Source organism: Paenibacillus borealis, assembly GCF_000758665.1.
Classification (GTDB): Bacteria; Bacillota; Bacilli; order Paenibacillales; family Paenibacillaceae; genus Paenibacillus_AQ; species Paenibacillus_AQ borealis.
This window is the reverse complement of sequence record NZ_CP009285.1, coordinates 2,091,967-2,110,494: the sequence shown is the minus strand read 5'-3', so window position 1 is coordinate 2,110,494 and position 18,528 is coordinate 2,091,967. Positions and strand designations below refer to the sequence as shown.

The window sequence follows — 18,528 nt, the reverse complement described above, 5'->3', positions numbered from 1 at the left end:
ATACTGGAGCATTACTTGCCGGATTTCATGCTTTTTCGCAGCCGCAAAGCTTCAGTATACACGCTGTGCCAGTCTTTGTCTTCAATAACCTCCGGGCTGTAATTCGCCCGCTCGAACATGCCCAGTAATGTGGACAGATTCCCCGCCGCGGCAGGGCGTTCCAGGCTCCAGCGTTCCACAGATTCGCGCAAAGTTTCATGCTCTTTCTTCAGCATACCCTTACTTCGGACATACCTTACCCAGCGCTGTGTTTCTGCTACAACTTTTTGTACCGGAGTCAGCTGATGGCCGATGCGCAGACGCGTGATCAGGAACCGCAGACTCATGCGCCGCTGCCAGAGCAGGAATCCGGTCCAGAGCAGAAGAACAACCGCCGCTCCTGTCACTACCCAGACACCCGGATGGAAACCGTCAGTTCCGGCGGCCATATTTGCCGCTTCCTGTTCAGGCTCCGGTTGCTCTTCCTCCTGCACTTCAGGTTCTTCTACGCTGTCTTCCTCAGTCTGGGTCAGCACCGGCACATTGAAGCCTGGCGTGGCTTCCACCGGAACCCAGCCGTAGTCACCGAAATAGATCTCCGCCCAGGAGTGGGCATCTGCGTTCGTGATCGTATAGTTATTATTCACTAGGCTGGTAGTCCCTTGCTGGAGCGCCAGATTATCCGGGATTTCTGCCTGTTCGCCGGGCGCATAACCCTTTACCCAGCGGGCCGGGATATCCAGGGAACGCGCCATAGTAACGAGTGCAGTGGAATAATAATCGCAGTAGCCTTCCATAATCTCAAACAGGAAGCTCTCGACCATATCCTTGCTTTTGGCGCGCGAGACATCCGGCTGGTTCGTATAAGGGAAGGTTTGCTGGAGATATTGCTGCAGCAGCATGGCCTTCTCGTACGGCGTCTGTGCTCCGGCAGTAATCTCCTCCGCCAGCGCACTTACCCGCTCCGGAAAGTTATCCGGCAGCTGAAGATACTGCTCGTCAATATCCGTTCCCCCGTACAGCTGCTCATACGTCTGTGTGCTCAGCTCCTGAAAAGGAACAACCGGCACCTCTGAAGTCACCACATAGGTCTGCGGATAAGATCGTGTGCTGCCTCCGGAATCCCATAACAGCTCATTGTCTGCGCTCCGCCACGATAATCCGCTGCTTCTCTCTTCGCCATCAACCGAATCAACGGCTGAGATGGAGTAACCGCCGAACAGGACCGGATAACTGTTGCCGCCCAGCAGCTTAACGGTCTGCTTGAGCGTCCGGGTTTCTGTTTTGGGGGCTACAGCACGTTCCAGCGGCTCGCCCACCTGCACCTCGCTATGTGGTCCCCGTTCAAACGGATCATCGTCACTCCAGCCTTTTCCGGAATATGTACTCCGGATCTCTCCGCGCATATAGGTACGCAGATCGGAAGTGACTGTCATTACGGGCGAATAATCAAAGTTAAAGCCTCCGCCAAGATTATCATCATTGAGGCTGTATCCAGAGGTAGTTCCGCCTGCCGTCCCTTCACCGCTTGCACTATCGCCGCTGCCGCCTGCAGAGGTGCCGGAGGAAGGTGTATTACCGCTCCACTCCTGCCAGACCGTATAGGGGTCGGTTAACGTAGGGCGTACATCCGGCATATTCACTCCGGCAATAATAACAAAGGAGAAGATGATCGCAATATTAAGGGCTACTTTGAAAGGATATTTGAGCAAATAGGTCCAGCCCCGCGGATAGTGCAGCTGAAAACTTCTTAAGTGCCTCGTGACCAGCCAGCCCATTCCGGCAAATACGGTCCAGGCCACTTCCTGCCATAATACAGCTGTTGTAAAAGAGTCCAGCGCGGCGAAGGCCGTAATATTCATCCCGATGAACATTAGAATGCGCGCCTTGCCATTTACCCACCAGGATGACAGCAGCATCAGCACCCATGCGCCCAGGGCAAACCAGATAAATGGATTCATATGTGCTATGATATCCGGCAGCCGTTCACGAAGTGTCGGCAGCCAGGGATTCGGAACATATTCCCCGTAGTGCAGAAGAATACGATATACGAGATAAACTGCCGCCACACCTTCAAGCATGAGGCGGTAGATCCATTTAACAGGTACAATTATTTCAATTAAAGCGACTGCAACAAGGGTCAGCAATACAGCTGCTGTAGTCTCCTCCAGCCAGAAAGGCTCAGTGTAGGAGAGCCACTGTAAGGCGATAATCATCAGCCAGAGCAGTGTCAAAGCGTGATGCCATGAGGATTTGACTCCGTTCATCCAATGCTTCATCGTACAGGATCACCTCCAAGTACCGCAGGGAGTTCATGAAGCAAGCTGACATTATAGCTGGTAATTCCGCTCGATTTGAGCACCTCCGCCCATTCGTCTCCCCGGTTCTTAGCGGCAGGATTGCGGACATGAATATGCGAAGGGGTCAGTCCCCGGCTGTCTGCCCAGCGCAGGGTGTCCATCACCGGCTTGCCGCTCTGCGGGCTTATCAGCACGAAGTATGCGCCTTTGGGGAACATCCGCTGAGCCTTTTCCAGCCTCGTAATCAGTGGCCCGCGGCCTTCCGCATTAATATCAATCAGATACTGGATCATCTTCTGCCGCTCGGCACTGCCTTCGGCCGGGCTGAACACTTTCGTATCCTTGTCCAGGCAGCATAGGCCGATCCCGATTCTCTCGCGTATACCGAATCCGAGCATTGACGCGGCAATGGAAACCGCCAGCTCGAACTGTCCTGAGCTGTAATATGCGCCCGCACTGCCGTCGAGTACCAGAATGGTCCGGGGAACCGATTCATGCTCGAATTCCTTGGACTTCCAGGCCCCTGTCTTCGCGGTAGCATTCCAGTGAATCCGTGTCAGCCGGTCTCCGTAGACATAATCACGGACACCGTTGATTTGCGTAGTCTCACGCCGGGACTGGAGCAGCGAGGCTTGAGGCCCGGCCAGGCGGGCTCTCCGCTCATACAGCTGCCAGCGCGGTATTACGACTGCCCGGGGCAGCACGCGGAACCGCCCTTCGGCCTTGAAAGTGCCTTTATGCTCCATAAGTCCGAAGATATCCTCACTGAGGATATCGGTGTTCTCGAAGGTGTAGCAGCCCCGCTCCAGCACCGGTGTCTGGAACAGCAGCTCTCCCCACCCTCTCAGGCTGGGGACCAGACTCTCCTCGAACACCCAGGATTCCCCGTTATGGCGCTTTAGAATTTCCCGCACCACCACATAAGGCAGAGGCAGAAAGCCCGGAATATTTACACTCAGCTTCACCCGCAGATAACCGCCTGCGTAGAGCAGATCAGGCTTGTCCTGCTCCGAGTAGAGGCTGCGGGTACCTTTGGCCCGCCGGACGCCGCCCAGTCCCCCAATGATTAGATACAGAATCAGAACCGATACCATAATGAACAGCATGAACGAGGTTTTGCCGCCCTGAAACAGCACATAGAGCAGTGTGATGACCCAAATCGCAAGCACGCCCATGAATTTCCTTGGCTGAATAACAGCGGCCGCCCCCGCTAGGATGCTCCTCATCTTATTGCCTCATCGTTACAGGCACATGAATGCTCTGCAGCAGCTTCTGCAGCAGGGAATCCACGCTGACATTATCAAGGCGTGATTCCGGCCGCAGCAGAATGCGGTGTCCCAGCGCATACGGGGTAAGGGTCTTCACATCATCAGGCAGAACATAATCGCGGCCTTGCAGGAAAGCATAAGCTTTGCATGCCATCATGAACGACAGGGATGCCCGGGGGCTGGCGCCCAGGAGTACAAGCGGGTGCTCCCGCGTCTGCCGGACTACATCCAGCAGATAGTTCAGAACCGGATCGCTGATATAAACATCCCGGATCTCCTCCTGGATAGCGGCAATGGTATCCATGCCAGTAACCGGAACCAGCTTGTCCACCGGTTGACCCTGCTGATGGGTAATCAGCAGATTCTTTTCGGTCTCGGCATCGGGATAACCCAGGCTGATCCGCAGCATGAAGCGGTCCAGCTGGGCTTCAGGAAGCGTATACGTGCCTTCGAAATCTATCGGATTCTGGGTGGCGCAGAGCATGAACGGATGCGGCAGAGGGTAAGTCTCCCCGTCGACCGTCACATTGCGCTCCTCCATGACCTCAAGCAGTGCGGACTGGGTCTTGGTGGTCGCCCGGTTAATCTCATCGGCAAGCAGGATATTGGTCATGACCGGCCCCGGGCGGAAGTGAAACATCTCATCCCGCGGATGATAGACGGATACACCGGTAATATCACTCGGAAGAATATCGGGATTGCACTGAATCCGGCGGTATTCACCGGACATGGAACGGGATAACGCCCGGATCAGCTGCGTCTTGCCTGTACCCGGAACATCCTCAATCAGGACATGTCCGCCGGCAAGGAGTGCCGTGAGCAGCAGTTCGATTTCGAAGCTTTTACCGAGTATACAGGATTCCAGATTAGTGCGGACAGCGTTCATAATTTGCGTAGATTCTTGACGTACGGGCATATATGGTAAACCTCCTATGTCAGAATAAGCAGTAATATATACATTTTACATGATTGGAGTAGTGAAAGTACATGTCAGGGCCCGTGAAATTATAGAGCGGCTTACGAGATTTGTCAAAAAGAAACTCCTATGGGGCGCAGCAAAATAATGCACCGCCTGTAACGCCACTTCGCTGTGCCTTGGTGCGTCTCATGATGAGACTATTAGTGGCAGGGGCGGGCGCTAATAAATCGCGCTGAGTGGAGCCATCTCGGATGATTGAGTGCTAATCTATCATTTATGTATCATTTATTTGCTTGTGTGGCTTTCATTTGCTTGTAATCGCCGCTATGGATCAATTCGTAGGAAGTTACACTTCCTCTGGTGGCAGGAGTAAGTAGGAAATCTGGTGGAGTTGGCGGGAATGGTGTGTTTGATTCGGGCTGGGGTGACAAGACTGGTGCGATTATTCGAGTTTGTGGCTGGTGCGTTCGGTGAGTTGGTGCGATTATTCGAGTTTGTGGCTGGTGCGCTCGGTGAGCTGGTGCGATTATTCGAGTTTGTGGCTGTGCGTTTGGCGGGCAGGGGGCTGGCTTGTCAGATCAGGAATTGTTGTACTTTTTGCAGGATTTCGGGCGGCTGGACGGGTTAAATCGGGTATTGTTGTACTTTTTGCAGGATTTCTGACGGTTTGGCTGCTGAGAACCCTGGATTGTTGTATTTCCTGCAAGATTTTTGCGTTTCGGCAGATTTGATCTCTGAAATGTTGTAATTTGTGCAAGATTTCTGCCGGTTCTTCAACAGTTCCGCTAACCGGCCGGCTCAGAGTTACTTCTCCCCTCATTCCCACACTTAGCTCACTTCCAGCCATTCAATAACACCTCATTCCCACACTTAGCCTACTTCCAACCCATTCAATAACACCTCATTCCCACACTTAGCCTACTTCCTGACCACTCAAATGCACATCATTCCCACACTTATCCCACTTCCTTCCCATTCAAAGGCACCTCATTCCCACACTGAGCCCACTTCAGCCCTTACAATAACATCTCATCCCCTACACTCAGCCTGCTTCCAACGGATTCAAGACATTACCTTATAATGCCCGTCTGTCACAAATTCAGGTTACTCCTACTCCGCCCAAATTTCCGCCCACTATCCCACCGCAATCGTCTGCCACAACTTTAAAGTTACGATGCTCAAAACCAATCCAATTGACCTTGCTCGGGTTTACAGGTAATCACAAAGAAAAAAGACCGCCAAAAGCAGTCTTTTACTGTTCCATTAGTTTCCGTTTTCCGTCCCTCATCCTATAACGGTTTCCCTCACCCTATCCCTTCGGCCGGACGACAAGCGCCGCCAGGAATGAGAAAACAATTGCGGATGATATCCCCGCACTAGTCACGTCGAAGATCCCCGTGACAACCCCGACCCACCCATCGCGCTCCAGCTCCGTGAGTGCGCCATGCACCAGGGAATTACCGAAGCTGGTAATCGGAATGCTCGCTCCGGCTCCGGCGAATTTCACCAGCGGATCATAGATCCCGAAGGCATCGGCTACCGCACCGAGTACGACCAGCGTACTCATAGTATGAGCTGGGGTCAGCTTAAGCACATCGAACATCAGCTGGCCGATGACACAGATGGCGCCGCCGACCAGAAAAGCCCACAAATAAATCATGCTTCTTCACCTCCGCTCTCCAGGGCTACCGCATGGGCCACACACGGTATGCTCTCCCCCTGCTGATAAGACAGCGGGGACAGCAGTGCTCCGGTTGCCACAATCAGCACCCGCTTCAATTCACCCTTTTTCAGCCGGCTCAGAATATGGCCGTAGGTCACAACAGCCGAGCAGCCGCAGCCGCTCCCTCCGGCAATAACATATTTCTGCTTGTCCAGGTCATAGATCATGAGGCCGCAGTCATTGAACACTGTCTGCTCCATAGGAATCCCTTCTTTGGCCAGCAGTTCTTTGGCAATCGGCAGCCCCACCGAAGCAAGGTCTCCCGTCACGATCAGATCGTAATGGCCGGGTGATAGCCCTGTATCCCTGAAATGTGCAGTAATCGTATCCACAGCGGCCGGGGCCATGGCGGTTCCCATATTGAACGGATCCTTCAGCCCAAGGTCCATGATGCGCCCGAGCGTAGCAGACACGACATACGGGCCTTTTACAGTACCATCATTGACACCAACCACTGCACAGCCTGAGCCGGTAACGGTATATTGGGCCGTTGGCGGTTTCTGTGAGCCATACTCTGTAGGATAGCGGAATTGTTTCTCCACGGTACAGTTATGGCTTGATGTGCCTGCCAGCGCATACTTGCCGCCGCCGGAGTCGACAATCATGGAGGCGATAGCCAGACTCTCCATGGAGGTGGAGCAGGCGCCGAATACGCCAAGATAAGGCACGCCGAGCTTCCGCGCGGCGAAGGAGCTGCTGATGATCTGATTCATCAGATCACCGCCGACAAAGAACTCCAGCTTCTCCTGCTCCAGATTCGCGTTCATGAGCGCGAGCTTGGAGGCTTTTTCGAACAACGCACGTTCTGCCTTCTCCCATGTCTTCTCGCCCATTTCCAGTGAATCGTAGATAAAATCAAAGCTTGAAGCAAGCGGGCCCTCTCCCTCTTCCGGGCCTACCACTGCGGAGGAGCCGAGAATGACCGGACGGTTCGTGAATTTCCAAGTCTGACTGCCGAGCTGCTTCATCGTTTAATGTGCACCTCCCCAGCCCATAACGGCATATACCACACCTACAACAAATGCGGCAACGACACCAAAAACAATGACAGAGCCGGCCAGCTTGAACATATTGCCGCCGACACCGAGCACTAGTCCTTCAGCCCGGTGTTCAAGAGCAGCGGAGCACATACTGTTGGCGAACCCTGTAACGGGCACCGCTGTACCTGCACCGCACCACTGGGCCAGCTTGTCATAGACACCGAAGCTGGTCAGAATGACAGAGAGCAGAATCATAATGGCTACCGTCGGGCTTGCTGCTTCGCGGGAAGTCATATCGAATATTGCCATGAATGCTTCCTGGATGCCTTGTCCAAGCACACAGATCAAGCCGCCGGATAGGAAGGCTCGCACACAATTCTTGAATACAGGACGGGATGGCACATAAGGCTTGGCCAATTCCTGATAACCCTGAGGGGTCAAAGTATCAAGCCGCAGCTTGACGCCTGATTTCTTTGTTTTCGCCGGCAATACAGACACCTCCTGTAGAATACGAAAGGGAGCGGGCAGCGGGATACGCTTTTCCCGTCCCTCCGGGTTGTGCTTCAATACAATGTTTTTCCTTATTGTTCACTATAGGCGGCCCCGTTATGTCCCCTTAAGCTCAGGAAAAATAAAGCAGCACAACAATCAGCAGCATAAACAGCACCAGTATCAGCACAGCTTCATTGTCCCGCCGGTACCGGCGGGGGTACCGCTTGTGCAGCCCGCGGGTCTGCACCTTCCTGGGCACTCCCTGATTGCCAGTTCGGGTTACGCTTCCTGAGAGCCACATTCTCCTCGCTTCCTTTCCCGGCTCCTGCCTGCAGAGCCCTCACAATATAGTATTCGCCTACCGGGTCACTGTGTTCGTATGCCTTCCTGACATGGACAATCGGCGCAACAATGTTCATACTAGACAAGATGAACTAAAGAAAATAACCATATACGGGAAGGACCTTAGATAACGCTGATCCTAATATCTAATAACTTAAGTTCATCCTCTATAAGTGTAAAAAGGAGCGATATGTATATGAATCCAGAAACACTCGACTTGTTCAAAACATTGACTGAATTCCCTTCGGCCCCCGGCTTCGAGCGCGAATTGCGCGCTTATGTCAAGGAGGCGATGACACCTTACACCGATGAATTCGTGCAGGACCGCCTGGGCAGCCTGTTCGGCGTGCTGCGCGGTGAGGCGAACGGCCCCAAGATCATGGTCGCCGGACATCTGGATGAAGTGGGATTCATGGTTACCGGCATCACGGATAACGGCATGATCCGTTTCACGCCGCTGGGCGGATGGCTTGCCTCGGCTGTGGCTTCACAGCGGCTGCAGATTATCACCCCGAAAGGAACGCTGAATGGCGTTGTCGGCAGCACACCGATCCACTTGCTTAGCGCGGAGGAGCGGGGCAAGACCGGCGATATCGGCAAAATGTACATAGATATCGGTGCGGACAGCCGCGAGGAAGCGCAGAGCTTCGGCGTTGCTCCGGGGCAGCAGGTTGTGCCGGTCTGTCCGTTCACACCGCTGGCCAATCCGAAGAAGATTATGGCTAAAGCCTGGGACAACCGCTATGGCGTAGGTCTGGCGATTGAATTAATGAAGGAATTGCATGGCAAAAAATTGCCGAATACCGTCTATTCCGGCGCCACCGTCCAGGAAGAAGTCGGACTGCGCGGTGCGCGGACCGCGGCCAATCTGCTTCAGCCGGATATTTTCTTCGGCCTGGATGCCAGTGCCGCCGCCGATATGACCGGCGACCGCCAGGCCTTCGGCCATCTGGGTCAGGGTGCTCTGCTGCGCATCTTCGATCCTACGATGATTACGCACCGCGGGCTGATTGAGTACGTTCAGGATACAGCGGACACTCACCGGATTAAATACCAGTATTTCGTCTCCCAGGGGGGAACGGATGCCGGTCAGGTGCATGTCAGCGGAATCGGCATTCCTTCAGCGGTTATCGGGATCTGTTCACGTTATATCCATACGGCTACTTCCATTATTCATAGCGACGATTATGCAGCGGCCAAGGAGCTGCTGGTCAAGCTGGTTGAAGGCCTGGACCGCACTACACTGCAGACGATTCTGGAGAACAGCTAAGCAGAGCTTTAATTCGGCGGGTATGGTTATGCCAGCCTTACTACGGTGCCTCTCTTACAAATGGGGCGCCGTATTTGTTATGCCGACATCATACGCACCGGAACGCAAAAAAGCCGCAGGGATAGGTTGCCCCTGCGGCTGTACTTCTATAGATTTATTTCAGCTTCGCATATTGCTCCATCGCGGACTTATGAACCGGATGATCAGCAGCAATGCCGGTATATTTCGCCAGGGCTGCTTCTGCGCCAAGCTCGGCAATCGCTGCCTGCAGATCCACTGCTTCCGGGTCATCACTGACCTTGAACAGCATCGCGCCGGCCATAGAGCGGGTCAGGGCAGCATAGCTGAGCCCTCTGTCGTATGCCTGCAGAGCAGGAGACACCAGACGGTCATTCGGCGACAGCTTGCGCAGCGGCGAACGGCCTACACGTGACACTTCATCGGTCAGCGCCGGATTGCGGAAGCGCTCAAGGATTTTGTCGATATACTTGCTGTGTTCTGCCTGATCGAAGCCATGCTTCTGAATCAGCACCGCACCCGTTTCTTCCAGCACTTCACGGACCTGTGCAGTCAAAGCTTCATCCGCCATAGCCTGCTGGATGGTTTCGTACCCGCGCAGGAAGCCAAGATAAGCTGCGGAGCAGTGTCCTGTATTAACAGTGAACAATTTACGCTCGATATAAGGCTCCAGGTTATCCACGTAGTGCACACCTTCAACCGGTGTATAGCCCGGGATCATCTGGGAGGAATCTACGACCCACTCATAGAATGGCTCTACGACCACCTTCAGAATATCCTCATGCTGCTGCAGCGGAACAATCCGGTCCACAGCCGCGTTCGGGAAGGCAACAGAAGCGTCCGCTTTGGCGCGGGCTGCTTCATCAAGCTTGGCATAGACCAGCTCTTTGAGCTGGGCACTGCCGCCAATCGCGTTCTCGCAGGCAATTACATGCAGCGGTGCGGAAGAGACCGCTACCCGTCTGCTGATGCCATCAGCCAGCACACCTGCAATATGCTTCAGAATCGACACGCCGACAGCGGTGGTAACCAGATCGGCTTCAGCAATGGCAGCTGCAACTTCTTCACCGTGAGTTACGCTGCTGAGTGCAGTTACATTTTTGACGATTACCGTTTCCTGACCATCGCTGGCCAGCGTTACCGGATACTCGCCGCGCTCCTGAAGCTGGGATACAAACGCCTCATTTACATCCACGAAAGTTACTTGATACCCTGCCTGCGACAGCAGCAGTCCGATGAAACCTCTGCCGATGTTGCCCGCGCCGAAATGGACAGCCTTCATTATTCCATGCCTCCTTCGAAGATCGCGATCACATCAGCGGCAGTTGGAGCATTCATTACGCGCTCAATGGCATCATCTTCTGTGAAAATCATCGCCACGTTGGTCAGGACCTCCATATGCCCGTCGCCTGCGGCGGCAATACCGATCACTACAAATGCCGGCTCATCCCCGCCGAAATCCACACCGTCCGGAAAACGGATTACAGACAGCCCTGTGGATTTGATGAACGGCCGGGCTTCCTTGGTACCGTGGGGGATAGCAAGCCCTCCGCCCATATATGTCGACACCACTTCCTCGCGCTCCAGCATCTTGGGAATATATTCTTCGGTTACATGTCCTGCATCGACAAGCAGCTTACCCGCCATAGTGATCGCTTCGTATTTATCTTTAGCGGCACCGTGCATAATTACTTTATTCTCTGACAGTATACTCATATGGTTTCTCTCACTTTCAAATTAAATTTTGGTTTGGAAAAAATGAAGCAGCTCCGAGGACAGATATCCCCGGATCTCAGGCTCCGTACGCTCCTCCAGCAATTGTACCAGTTCGGAATTAAGCAGCAAAGCGCTGATCTCGCTGAGCACCTCCAGACTCTCCTTGGACAGTCTGCGCGGAGCCAGCATAAGCAGAATCACTCTAACCTCAGTGTCTCCCTCCAGAATCACAGGCTGACGCAGCCGGTACAACGTAAGCGACGACAGATGAATGTGGCTGCTCCGGGTATGGAAAAGCGCCAGCCCTGTGTCCGGGATCACCTGGCTGGTCATCCGCTCCCGCTCCAGCAGGCGCTCCAGCACAATGTCCGCATCCCCAATTACGCCGCTTCCATTCAGCAGAGCCAGCATTTCCACCAGTGTTGCAGACAAATCCATACCTTTGTTGTCAATCGGATGGAACCGGAACCGCTCCAGCAGGCTGACCATTTCATCAAGAATCCCCTTGTAGCTCTTCAGCCGTTCAAGTGAAGCTTCATCCCGCATAGTCCGGTCCTGCTCACCTAATGGGCCTGTTTCCCGCTCACGCAGCGTTGTGTTCTGGATATAATTCAGCAGTTTCTCTATCTCTTCCCCTGTGAGCAGGGGGCTGATTTTGATATAACGTTCCTTATCAATCGGCAGATCAATGGTAGAAATAATCAGGTCGTAGTCCACATCCGGCAGCCGCGCGGCTTCATACCAGGAAATATTGCCGAGAATCTCAATCTGCGGCATTTCTTTGGTCAGCCGGGTGGCCAGCAGACGGGATGAGCTAAGTCCGCTGGCACAGACCAGAATAGCTCTGACATTACGCCTTAGCTGATTAAGCCGCTCTACGGAAGCCCCGAAATGCATCACCAGAAATCCGATTTCTTCATCCGGAATTTCAAGCTCAAGCTGCATATCCTCTACGGAGGCACGGACGATGTTGAACAGATACTCATAATCCCGGCGGATCGGTCCAAGCAGCGGATTGCGGATGCGGGTGCCTTCCCTAATCCGCTTCAGGGCAGGATCGATATGCTCCAGCAGCCCTTCGCGCAGGGAACGGTCGCTCTGGAAGGGAAGCCCGGTCCGCTTGACCACGCTCTCTGTAAGCTTATAGACGATCTCCATTAATTCGATATCGCCGTAGGCAAAGCCTGCAGAAGAGAATGAATCCTGTACCCGGTCGAATAATCCGGCGATATACAAGACCTCTACCCGGGGAATTTCCATTCCAAGCGCCGCTCCGAGCTGCTGGACAAAGCTCTCGGCTCCGGCAATGTTGCGGTGATCAGACATTCTGGAATAACCCGCTTCTTCTCCGCTGTCAATGCTCCGGCCAATTTCGATCCGCCTGGTCGTTACGGCAAGACCCAGCAGCATTTCCATGTAGACAATCTCCGGAAGCTCGGCGGTCCATTTCCATTCCATATCCCACAGGGTATTCTCTACCTCCATGAGATTGGATTTCCCTACCGTAGACAGCAGAACACGGAAGACCGGGTTGCTCTCAGTCTGGGTGCCATGGCCTACCAGATCAGACAGATCCAGATGCTCGGCGGCCAGCCGGCCAATCGCCCGGCGCTTATCGATCTCGCTGCCGGTGATTTCAACGCCGTAGCCTCTTCTGCGGACCAGCTCCAGGCCAAATTTACGGACCCATTGTTCCAGTTCGTCCAGATCGTAGCTTACAGAGGCGACAGTCACCTTGAGTGAATGCGCGAGCGTGAACAGCTTCACCGGCTCTTCCGCCTCCAGCAGGGCGCAGAGCTCATACACCTTGCGGTCTTCTCCAGAATACTCCGCCGGCTTCTCTTCCCGCAAAAACAGGCGCAGCTCCGCAAGACCGGCCTCCGGGCCGCTCAATTGTATGCCTTTCCCCGATTTTTTGATCAGATTCAGACCAAAATTCTTCAGCGCAGACTCTATGTCCTCCATCTCCCGGTGAACGGTTCTTACACTCACACCGGTAGCCTCGGCGATTTCAGCGGCCGTAATTTCTCCGCTGACTCCGAGCAGAAGCCATATGATCTGGCGCTGTCTGGCGGTAATTTTCCTCATATTCCGCGAACCCTCGCCCTACACGGAGACAAACGCTGGCTTTGGCGGCCAGCGTCTCCTTATTTGACATTATGCTTATTAATTTATCTTACACTTCTGCGTCTTACTTCAAACGTTCCACGAGCTCATCGTATTTCGGGCTCTTCAGGAAGTTGTCGATCGAGATGTGCTCTGCGTTTGGATTCACGGCAATGGCACGGTCAGTAAGTGTCTTCTGGGTAACTACGATGTCGGCATCCGCAGGAATTTCACTGACAGCAGAGTTCACAACCGTAATGTTAACCCCTGCGCCTTGCAGTTTCTTGCGCAGTACGGAAGCGCCCATCGCACTGGAACCCATCCCTGCATCACAAGCGAAGACGATTTTGTTCACATTGGCTTTAGTGCGTACATTAGCAGCTACAGTAGTTGCAGTTGCCGCAGTTTGAGCTGCAGTTCCGGCGGATTTCATGTCTTTAACCTTGGCTGCTGCTTCCTCAATATCCATTTCTTCTTCGTCGTTCTTCTTAACAGTCTTCAGCAACAGGGCCGCAAGAGCGAAGGACACGACGGTGGCAACGATAACCCCGGCCAGCATTGGAAGATATCCACCCTTAGGTGTCATCGCGAAGTATGCAAAGATACTACCTGGAGAAGGAGAAGCTACGAGACCTGCACCCAGCATCTGGAAGGTGAATGTACCGGATACACCACCACCGATAACGGCAAGGATCAGACGCGGGTTCATCAGGATGTAAGGGAAGTAGATTTCATGAATACCGCCCAGGAAGTGAATGATGATTGCGCCCGGTGCGGAAGATTTAGCAGAGCCTTTACCAACAAGCCAGTAAGCAAGCAGGATACCAAGACCTGGACCAGGGTTCGATTCAAGCATGAATAGAATAGATTTGCCTACCCGTTGTGATTGTTCAAGCGCGATTGGTCCAAGTACACCATGATTGATAGCATTGTTCAGGAACAATACTTTGGCTGGCTCAATGATAATATTGATGAGCGGCAGCAGATTATGATTTACCAGGAACTCAACGCCATTAGACAAGATGTTGGTCAAGCCTTCAACCAGAGGTCCGATACCTTTAAGAGCTCCGACGGATAATAAGCCACCGATAATACCGAGTGAGAAGTTATTAACAAGCATTTCGAAGCCGGCTTTAATTTTGCCGTCAACCGCTTTGTCAAATTGCTTCAATACCCAGCCAGCCAGAGGACCGACCAGCATAGCTCCAAGGAACATCGGAATAGATGATCCGACAATAACCCCCATTGTAACTACTGCCCCGATAACACCGCCGCGTTTGCCGTGAACCATCTGCCCGCCGGTATATCCGATCAGCAGCGGAAGCAAATATTTGATCATTGGATCAACCAGAGCTGCAAGGCTTTCATTTGGAAGCCAGCCTGTTGGAATAAATAATGCTGTAATTAACCCCCATGCGATGAATGCGCCGATATTCGGCATAACCATACCGCTGAGCATGCGTCCGAATTGCTGGACTCTAACCCGTGCACCACCGGATGAAGTTTGCTGAGTTGCCGTTGTGGCCATTTAAAATGCCCCCCTAATTAATTGAATGAGAACCCTTCATTTACTTCTTCTTGAAGGTTATCTCCTATGAACACATCGTAAATCAAAGCGCTTTCTTTGTCACCAAATTGAAAACACGGTTTCGTCATGAATGTTGTTGACATCATTTAAGAGTTCCTGCCAAGGGGCTATAGTATGGTGTTTCCACTACTCCGAATGGCCTATATCAGGCCTATTGGCAAGGATACTCCGCTTTGTTTGCAACCCTTCTGCCGCCGCACTCCCCCTTTAGAATGCACCCGAATACCGTTATTTATCATATCCGCCAGCCTCGCCGCACAAAATAACCCACAAAGTTCATGGATAATCCAGTTGCTACTTATGCTCCTCATTTCTCCCAGGGATGCAAATTGTATTCGGTTTCTCATACACATTTGGCCTGATTACCCTCGCAGCGGCTCATTGTATTCGGTTTTTCGCATACATTTGGTCTGATTACCCTCACAGCGGCTCATTGTATTCAGTTTTTCGCATACATTTGGCCTGATTACCCTCGCAGCGGCTCATTGTATTCGGTTTTTCGCATACATTTGGCCTGATTACCCTCGCAGCGGCTCATTGTGTTTGGTTTTTCGCATACATTGGCCTGATTACCCTCGCAGCGGCTCATTGTATTCGGTTTTTCGCATACATTTGGCCCTCCTCTGGCCAGCCTACCGGGGGTTTCTGCGGGATTGCTGATGCAAGAACAAATTGGTCCTTCCAACGGTTCTGCTTCTTGTTCCAATGAAGCTTATCCACAACAGACGAATATCATGAGTTCCTATACAACAAAAATACAACAAAAAAACTGCCCCCTGTACGGGGACAGCCTTGTCTTGTCATGCTTGTCATGCTTATCATGCTTATGATGCTAAATGCATATCATCAAATCATATCCAGCGGAACCTTCCACGACGGCTGCGGAAAAGCATCGTCCAGCTGCCACAGCTCATCTGACGTAAGCACAAGCTTGCCGGCGGCCGCATTCTCTTCCACATGCTGGCGGGTGCCCGCCTTGGGAATCGCCAGCACATCCGCTTCACGGATGCTCCAGGCGAGCAGAATCTGCAGCGGAGTCGCTCCATGGCCCCGGGCAATCCTCTGCACGGTTTCATTCTCCGTCAATCCTTTTCTCAGCGTTCCCGCCTGGGCCAGCGGAGAATAGGCCATTACCGGAATCTTGTGACCGCTCAGCCATGGCAGGAGCTCATGCTCGATGCCTCTGGAGCCGAGATGGTAGAGCACCTGATTCACAGCGCAATGATTGCCGCCGGGAATGCGCAGCAGCTCCTGCATGTCGGGTGTATCGAAATTGGATACGCCCCAGCGGGCGATTTTGCCGGAAGCCACCAGTGCCTCCATTCCCTCTACAGTCTCCTCCAGCGGGATGGTCCCCCGCCAGTGCAGCAGGTACAGATCCAGATGATCGGTGCCCAGCCGCTTCAGGCTTGCTTCACAGCTGCGGATTAGTCCGGCTCCTGCAGCATTATGCGGATAAACCTTGGAAACGAGGAATACGTCATCGCGGATTCCTTTCACCGCTTCACCGACAAGCTCCTCGGAGCGGCCCTCCCCATACATCTCAGCGGTATCAATCAGATTCATTCCCAGCTCTACGCCAAGGCGCAGAGCTGCAATTTCTTCAGCCCGGTTCGCTGCATGCTCGCCCATGAACCAGGTTCCAAGACCCAGTCTGGGCAACATAGCTCCGTCCGGCAGAAGGATTTTATCAGATACAGGTTTGCTCATAATAATGGAAGTCTCCTTATAGGATGAATGGTGTGACTTGTTGCTTACTACTTACTATACTTACCATATCCGCTCTCCCGAAACATCCGGCAAGTGTCCAAATCATAAACTTTCAGCGGAATCAGCCGATCAGCTTCAGCCCGGCTACAGCTCCCAGAATCAGCACGATGCAAAAAATACGCCGCGGATCGCGGGCCTCACCATAGAACACCATACCCATAATCGCCGCTCCAGACGCGCCAATCCCTGTCCAGATTGCGTAAGCTATCCCCATCGGCAGGCTCTCCATCGCCAGTGAAAGCAGCAGGAAGCTTGCACCAAAACCCAGCACAAGCAGACCTGCAGACTGCCAGTTGCGGTTCTTATGCAGCTTGCCAATCATCGCCACCCCAAACATCTCACATAACCCGGCGGCAATCAACATTACCCATGCCATATTAATTCATCTCCTTCGCTTGCTTATCCGCACTATCCGCAGGCGTAGCCAGCTTCAGACCGACGACTCCGGCCAGCAGCACCAGTATCAGTACCAGCTTCAGCGGACGCAGCGGCTCTCCGAACAGGATTCCGCCGGCCAGAACAGTTCCCGCAGTCCCTAGCCCGACAAATACTGCGTAGACTGTACCGACCGGCAGCCTGCCGCTGGCCCATATGAGGGCGCAGAAGCTGACCAGAATTGCCACTATCGTTATCGCCCATTCCCAGGGAGCTGCAGCATGCTTCAGCCCGATTACCCATACCACTTCAAAACAGGCGGCACCTGCAATCATTGCCCATGACTTGCTGTTCTTGCTTATGTTCATTTCTCTTCCGCCTCCTGAAAATAAAATAAGCCCGGAAGGTTATCGTCGTATGACGATACCTCCCGGGCTTTTATCCCTCCGTGTATACACGGCCATGGTTCACTCCGTGCGTTCCCCCTCGGACCAGACCAGCATCGTACAACTGCTGCGGAACCCTAGAGAACATATAAAGCACTATTAAGTTACATCGTATGTTAGCAAATTACGCTGTGAAAAGCAACCCCTATATTCTTCCGGATGAAACAAACGGCGGTATAATCACGTATAAATAAACTGGAAATATTGGGATATTAGGATTTATATTCTTCATTTTGGGAAAGAGGTCATGCTATGTTCCATTCCAGACATTTCAACATTATTGCATTAGCTGAGGGCATCTATGCCCTAGAAGCTACTGATCAGGGCGGCGCCATGAGCAATGCAGGGATTATTGACCTGGGCGGATTCACTCTTATCTTCGACACGTTCAATACTCCGCAGGCGGGCAGGGATCTTCGTCAAGCTGCAATGAGCCTGCTGGATCAGCCTATCCGCTATGTTGTCAACAGTCACTGGCATGGAGATCATGTCCGGGGCAACCAGTGTTTCGCGGAAGAAACGATAATCGCCTCCAGCAGAACGCGGGCGATGATGGAGCAGACCCAGCCCGGGTGGCTGGCCCGTATGACTCCACTCTTGCCGAAGCTGGAGGCTGATCTTGCCGGGCTCGCCGCCAAGATATCTGCTGGACCCGAGGAAGCCGGGCGGCTGCAGCTGACTGCCGAGCAGGCCTATCTGCTGGAAATCCGCGAATCCATAGAAACGCTGATGGTAACCTACCCGGTTCTCACCTTCGGACATCAACTAACTCTTCACGGGACCAAAAGAAGCGTAGAGCTGCTGTCTCTCGGCCAGGCGCATACGGTATGTGATACCATCCTCTATTCACCCTCTGATTTCATCGTCTTTGCCGGGGATGTTATTGCCGTACATAACCACCCGCTGTTCACGGACGGCAATCCGCATAGCTGGCTGCATGCTCTTGAGACACTCGAGAAGCTGGATGCACAGCAGATCGTTCCCGGCCATGGTCCGGTCAGCGATGCCAGCGCAATCGGCAGTATGAGACAATATATCACTGACTTATTGGCTATCAGTGCTGATTACCACATGAACCCGGCTCAGCCGGACATTTCCTGCATTCCCGTTCCTGAAGCGTATCAGCGCTGGAAAGCCCCTGGTGTATTCCAGCGGAACCTGGAGTTTCTCCTGCGCAAATGATAAAGAAGCAGCGGACCTTAACGGCCCGCTGCCTTCTTCATTGTTCTCCCGGAA

The 18,528-nt window shown here is 53.2% G+C and carries 17 protein-coding genes and 1 riboswitch; of the genes, 2 read left to right on the top strand and 15 right to left on the bottom strand.

Annotation, left to right across the window (positions count from 1 at the left end):
* Positions 1–11: 11 nt before the first annotated feature.
* The 8 genes from PBOR_RS08870 to PBOR_RS38325 form a co-directional block, all read right to left on the bottom strand.
* On the bottom strand, positions 12–2,258 hold the full coding sequence (locus PBOR_RS08870; protein ID WP_042211356.1) for a transglutaminase-like domain-containing protein: 2,247 nt from the start codon (positions 2,256–2,258) through the stop codon (positions 12–14).
* On the bottom strand, positions 2,255–3,505 hold the full coding sequence (locus tag PBOR_RS08865; protein ID WP_042211355.1) for a DUF58 domain-containing protein: 1,251 nt from the start codon (positions 3,503–3,505) through the stop codon (positions 2,255–2,257). Before PBOR_RS08865 ends, PBOR_RS08870 begins: the two co-directional genes overlap by 4 nt.
* A gap of 1 nt (position 3,506) precedes the next feature.
* Positions 3,507–4,463 (bottom strand): AAA family ATPase, encoded by a 957-nt coding sequence (locus PBOR_RS08860; protein WP_042211354.1) that lies wholly within the window; start codon positions 4,461–4,463, stop codon positions 3,507–3,509.
* Between the two features lie 529 nt (positions 4,464–4,992).
* Positions 4,993–5,313 (bottom strand): hypothetical protein, encoded by a 321-nt coding sequence (locus PBOR_RS36885; protein WP_157763999.1) that lies wholly within the window; start codon positions 5,311–5,313, stop codon positions 4,993–4,995.
* Between the two features lie 462 nt (positions 5,314–5,775).
* Positions 5,776–6,126, bottom strand: coding sequence for a stage V sporulation protein AE (spoVAE, locus tag PBOR_RS08850; RefSeq protein ID WP_042211352.1), 351 nt, complete (start codon positions 6,124–6,126; stop codon positions 5,776–5,778).
* On the bottom strand, positions 6,123–7,157 hold the full coding sequence (gene spoVAD, locus PBOR_RS08845) for a stage V sporulation protein AD (RefSeq protein WP_042211351.1): 1,035 nt from the start codon (positions 7,155–7,157) through the stop codon (positions 6,123–6,125). Before spoVAD ends, spoVAE begins: the two co-directional genes overlap by 4 nt.
* A 3-nt stretch (positions 7,158–7,160) precedes the next feature.
* Entirely contained in the window at positions 7,161–7,625 is a 465-nt protein-coding gene (gene spoVAC, locus PBOR_RS08840; RefSeq protein ID WP_425415533.1) for a stage V sporulation protein AC, read from the bottom strand.
* 166 nt (positions 7,626–7,791) lie between these two features.
* On the bottom strand, positions 7,792–7,920 hold the full coding sequence (locus PBOR_RS38325; protein WP_281192298.1) for a hypothetical protein: 129 nt from the start codon (positions 7,918–7,920) through the stop codon (positions 7,792–7,794).
* Positions 7,921–8,199: 279 nt separating this feature from the next.
* Here PBOR_RS38325 and PBOR_RS08835 point away from each other — a divergent pair, with 279 nt between their 5' ends.
* Positions 8,200–9,273, top strand: a complete 1,074-nt coding sequence (locus PBOR_RS08835) for a M42 family metallopeptidase (RefSeq protein ID WP_042211349.1) — start codon at positions 8,200–8,202, stop codon at positions 9,271–9,273.
* 154 nt (positions 9,274–9,427) lie between these two features.
* Here PBOR_RS08835 and PBOR_RS08830 read toward each other — a convergent pair whose 3' ends face one another.
* The 7 genes from PBOR_RS08830 to PBOR_RS08800 all read right to left on the bottom strand — a co-directional run bounded on the left by PBOR_RS08830 (position 9,428) and on the right by PBOR_RS08800 (position 17,214).
* Positions 9,428–10,573, bottom strand: a complete 1,146-nt coding sequence (locus tag PBOR_RS08830) for a mannitol-1-phosphate 5-dehydrogenase (RefSeq protein ID WP_042211348.1) — start codon at positions 10,571–10,573, stop codon at positions 9,428–9,430.
* Positions 10,573–11,007 carry a PTS mannitol transporter subunit IIA gene (locus tag PBOR_RS08825; RefSeq protein ID WP_042211347.1) on the bottom strand — a complete coding sequence of 145 codons (435 nt, stop codon included), beginning with the start codon at positions 11,005–11,007 and terminating at the stop codon, positions 10,573–10,575. Before PBOR_RS08825 ends, PBOR_RS08830 begins: the two co-directional genes overlap by 1 nt.
* Before the next feature lie 21 nt (positions 11,008–11,028).
* Positions 11,029–13,095: a BglG family transcription antiterminator gene (locus PBOR_RS08820; RefSeq protein ID WP_042211346.1), complete on the bottom strand. Its 2,067-nt coding sequence runs from the start codon at positions 13,093–13,095 to the stop codon at positions 11,029–11,031.
* A gap of 103 nt (positions 13,096–13,198) precedes the next feature.
* Complete coding sequence (locus tag PBOR_RS08815; protein ID WP_042211345.1) at positions 13,199–14,641, bottom strand: PTS mannitol transporter subunit IIBC; 1,443 nt, start codon at positions 14,639–14,641, stop codon at positions 13,199–13,201.
* Positions 14,642–15,547: 906 nt separating this feature from the next.
* Complete coding sequence (locus tag PBOR_RS08810) at positions 15,548–16,411, bottom strand: aldo/keto reductase (protein ID WP_042211344.1); 864 nt, start codon at positions 16,409–16,411, stop codon at positions 15,548–15,550.
* A gap of 121 nt (positions 16,412–16,532) precedes the next feature.
* Positions 16,533–16,847: a DMT family transporter gene (locus PBOR_RS08805; protein ID WP_042134787.1), complete on the bottom strand. Its 315-nt coding sequence runs from the start codon at positions 16,845–16,847 to the stop codon at positions 16,533–16,535.
* Between the two features lies 1 nt (position 16,848).
* Positions 16,849–17,214, bottom strand: a complete 366-nt coding sequence (locus PBOR_RS08800; RefSeq protein ID WP_042211343.1) for a DMT family transporter — start codon at positions 17,212–17,214, stop codon at positions 16,849–16,851.
* Positions 17,215–17,271: 57 nt separating this feature from the next.
* Positions 17,272–17,384, bottom strand: a riboswitch (guanidine-I (ykkC/yxkD leader).
* Between the two features lie 160 nt (positions 17,385–17,544).
* On the opposite strand from PBOR_RS08800, the gene PBOR_RS08795 reads away from it, so the two are divergent.
* Positions 17,545–18,474, top strand: a complete 930-nt coding sequence (locus tag PBOR_RS08795; protein ID WP_042211342.1) for an MBL fold metallo-hydrolase — start codon at positions 17,545–17,547, stop codon at positions 18,472–18,474.
* Positions 18,475–18,528 lie beyond the last annotated feature (54 nt).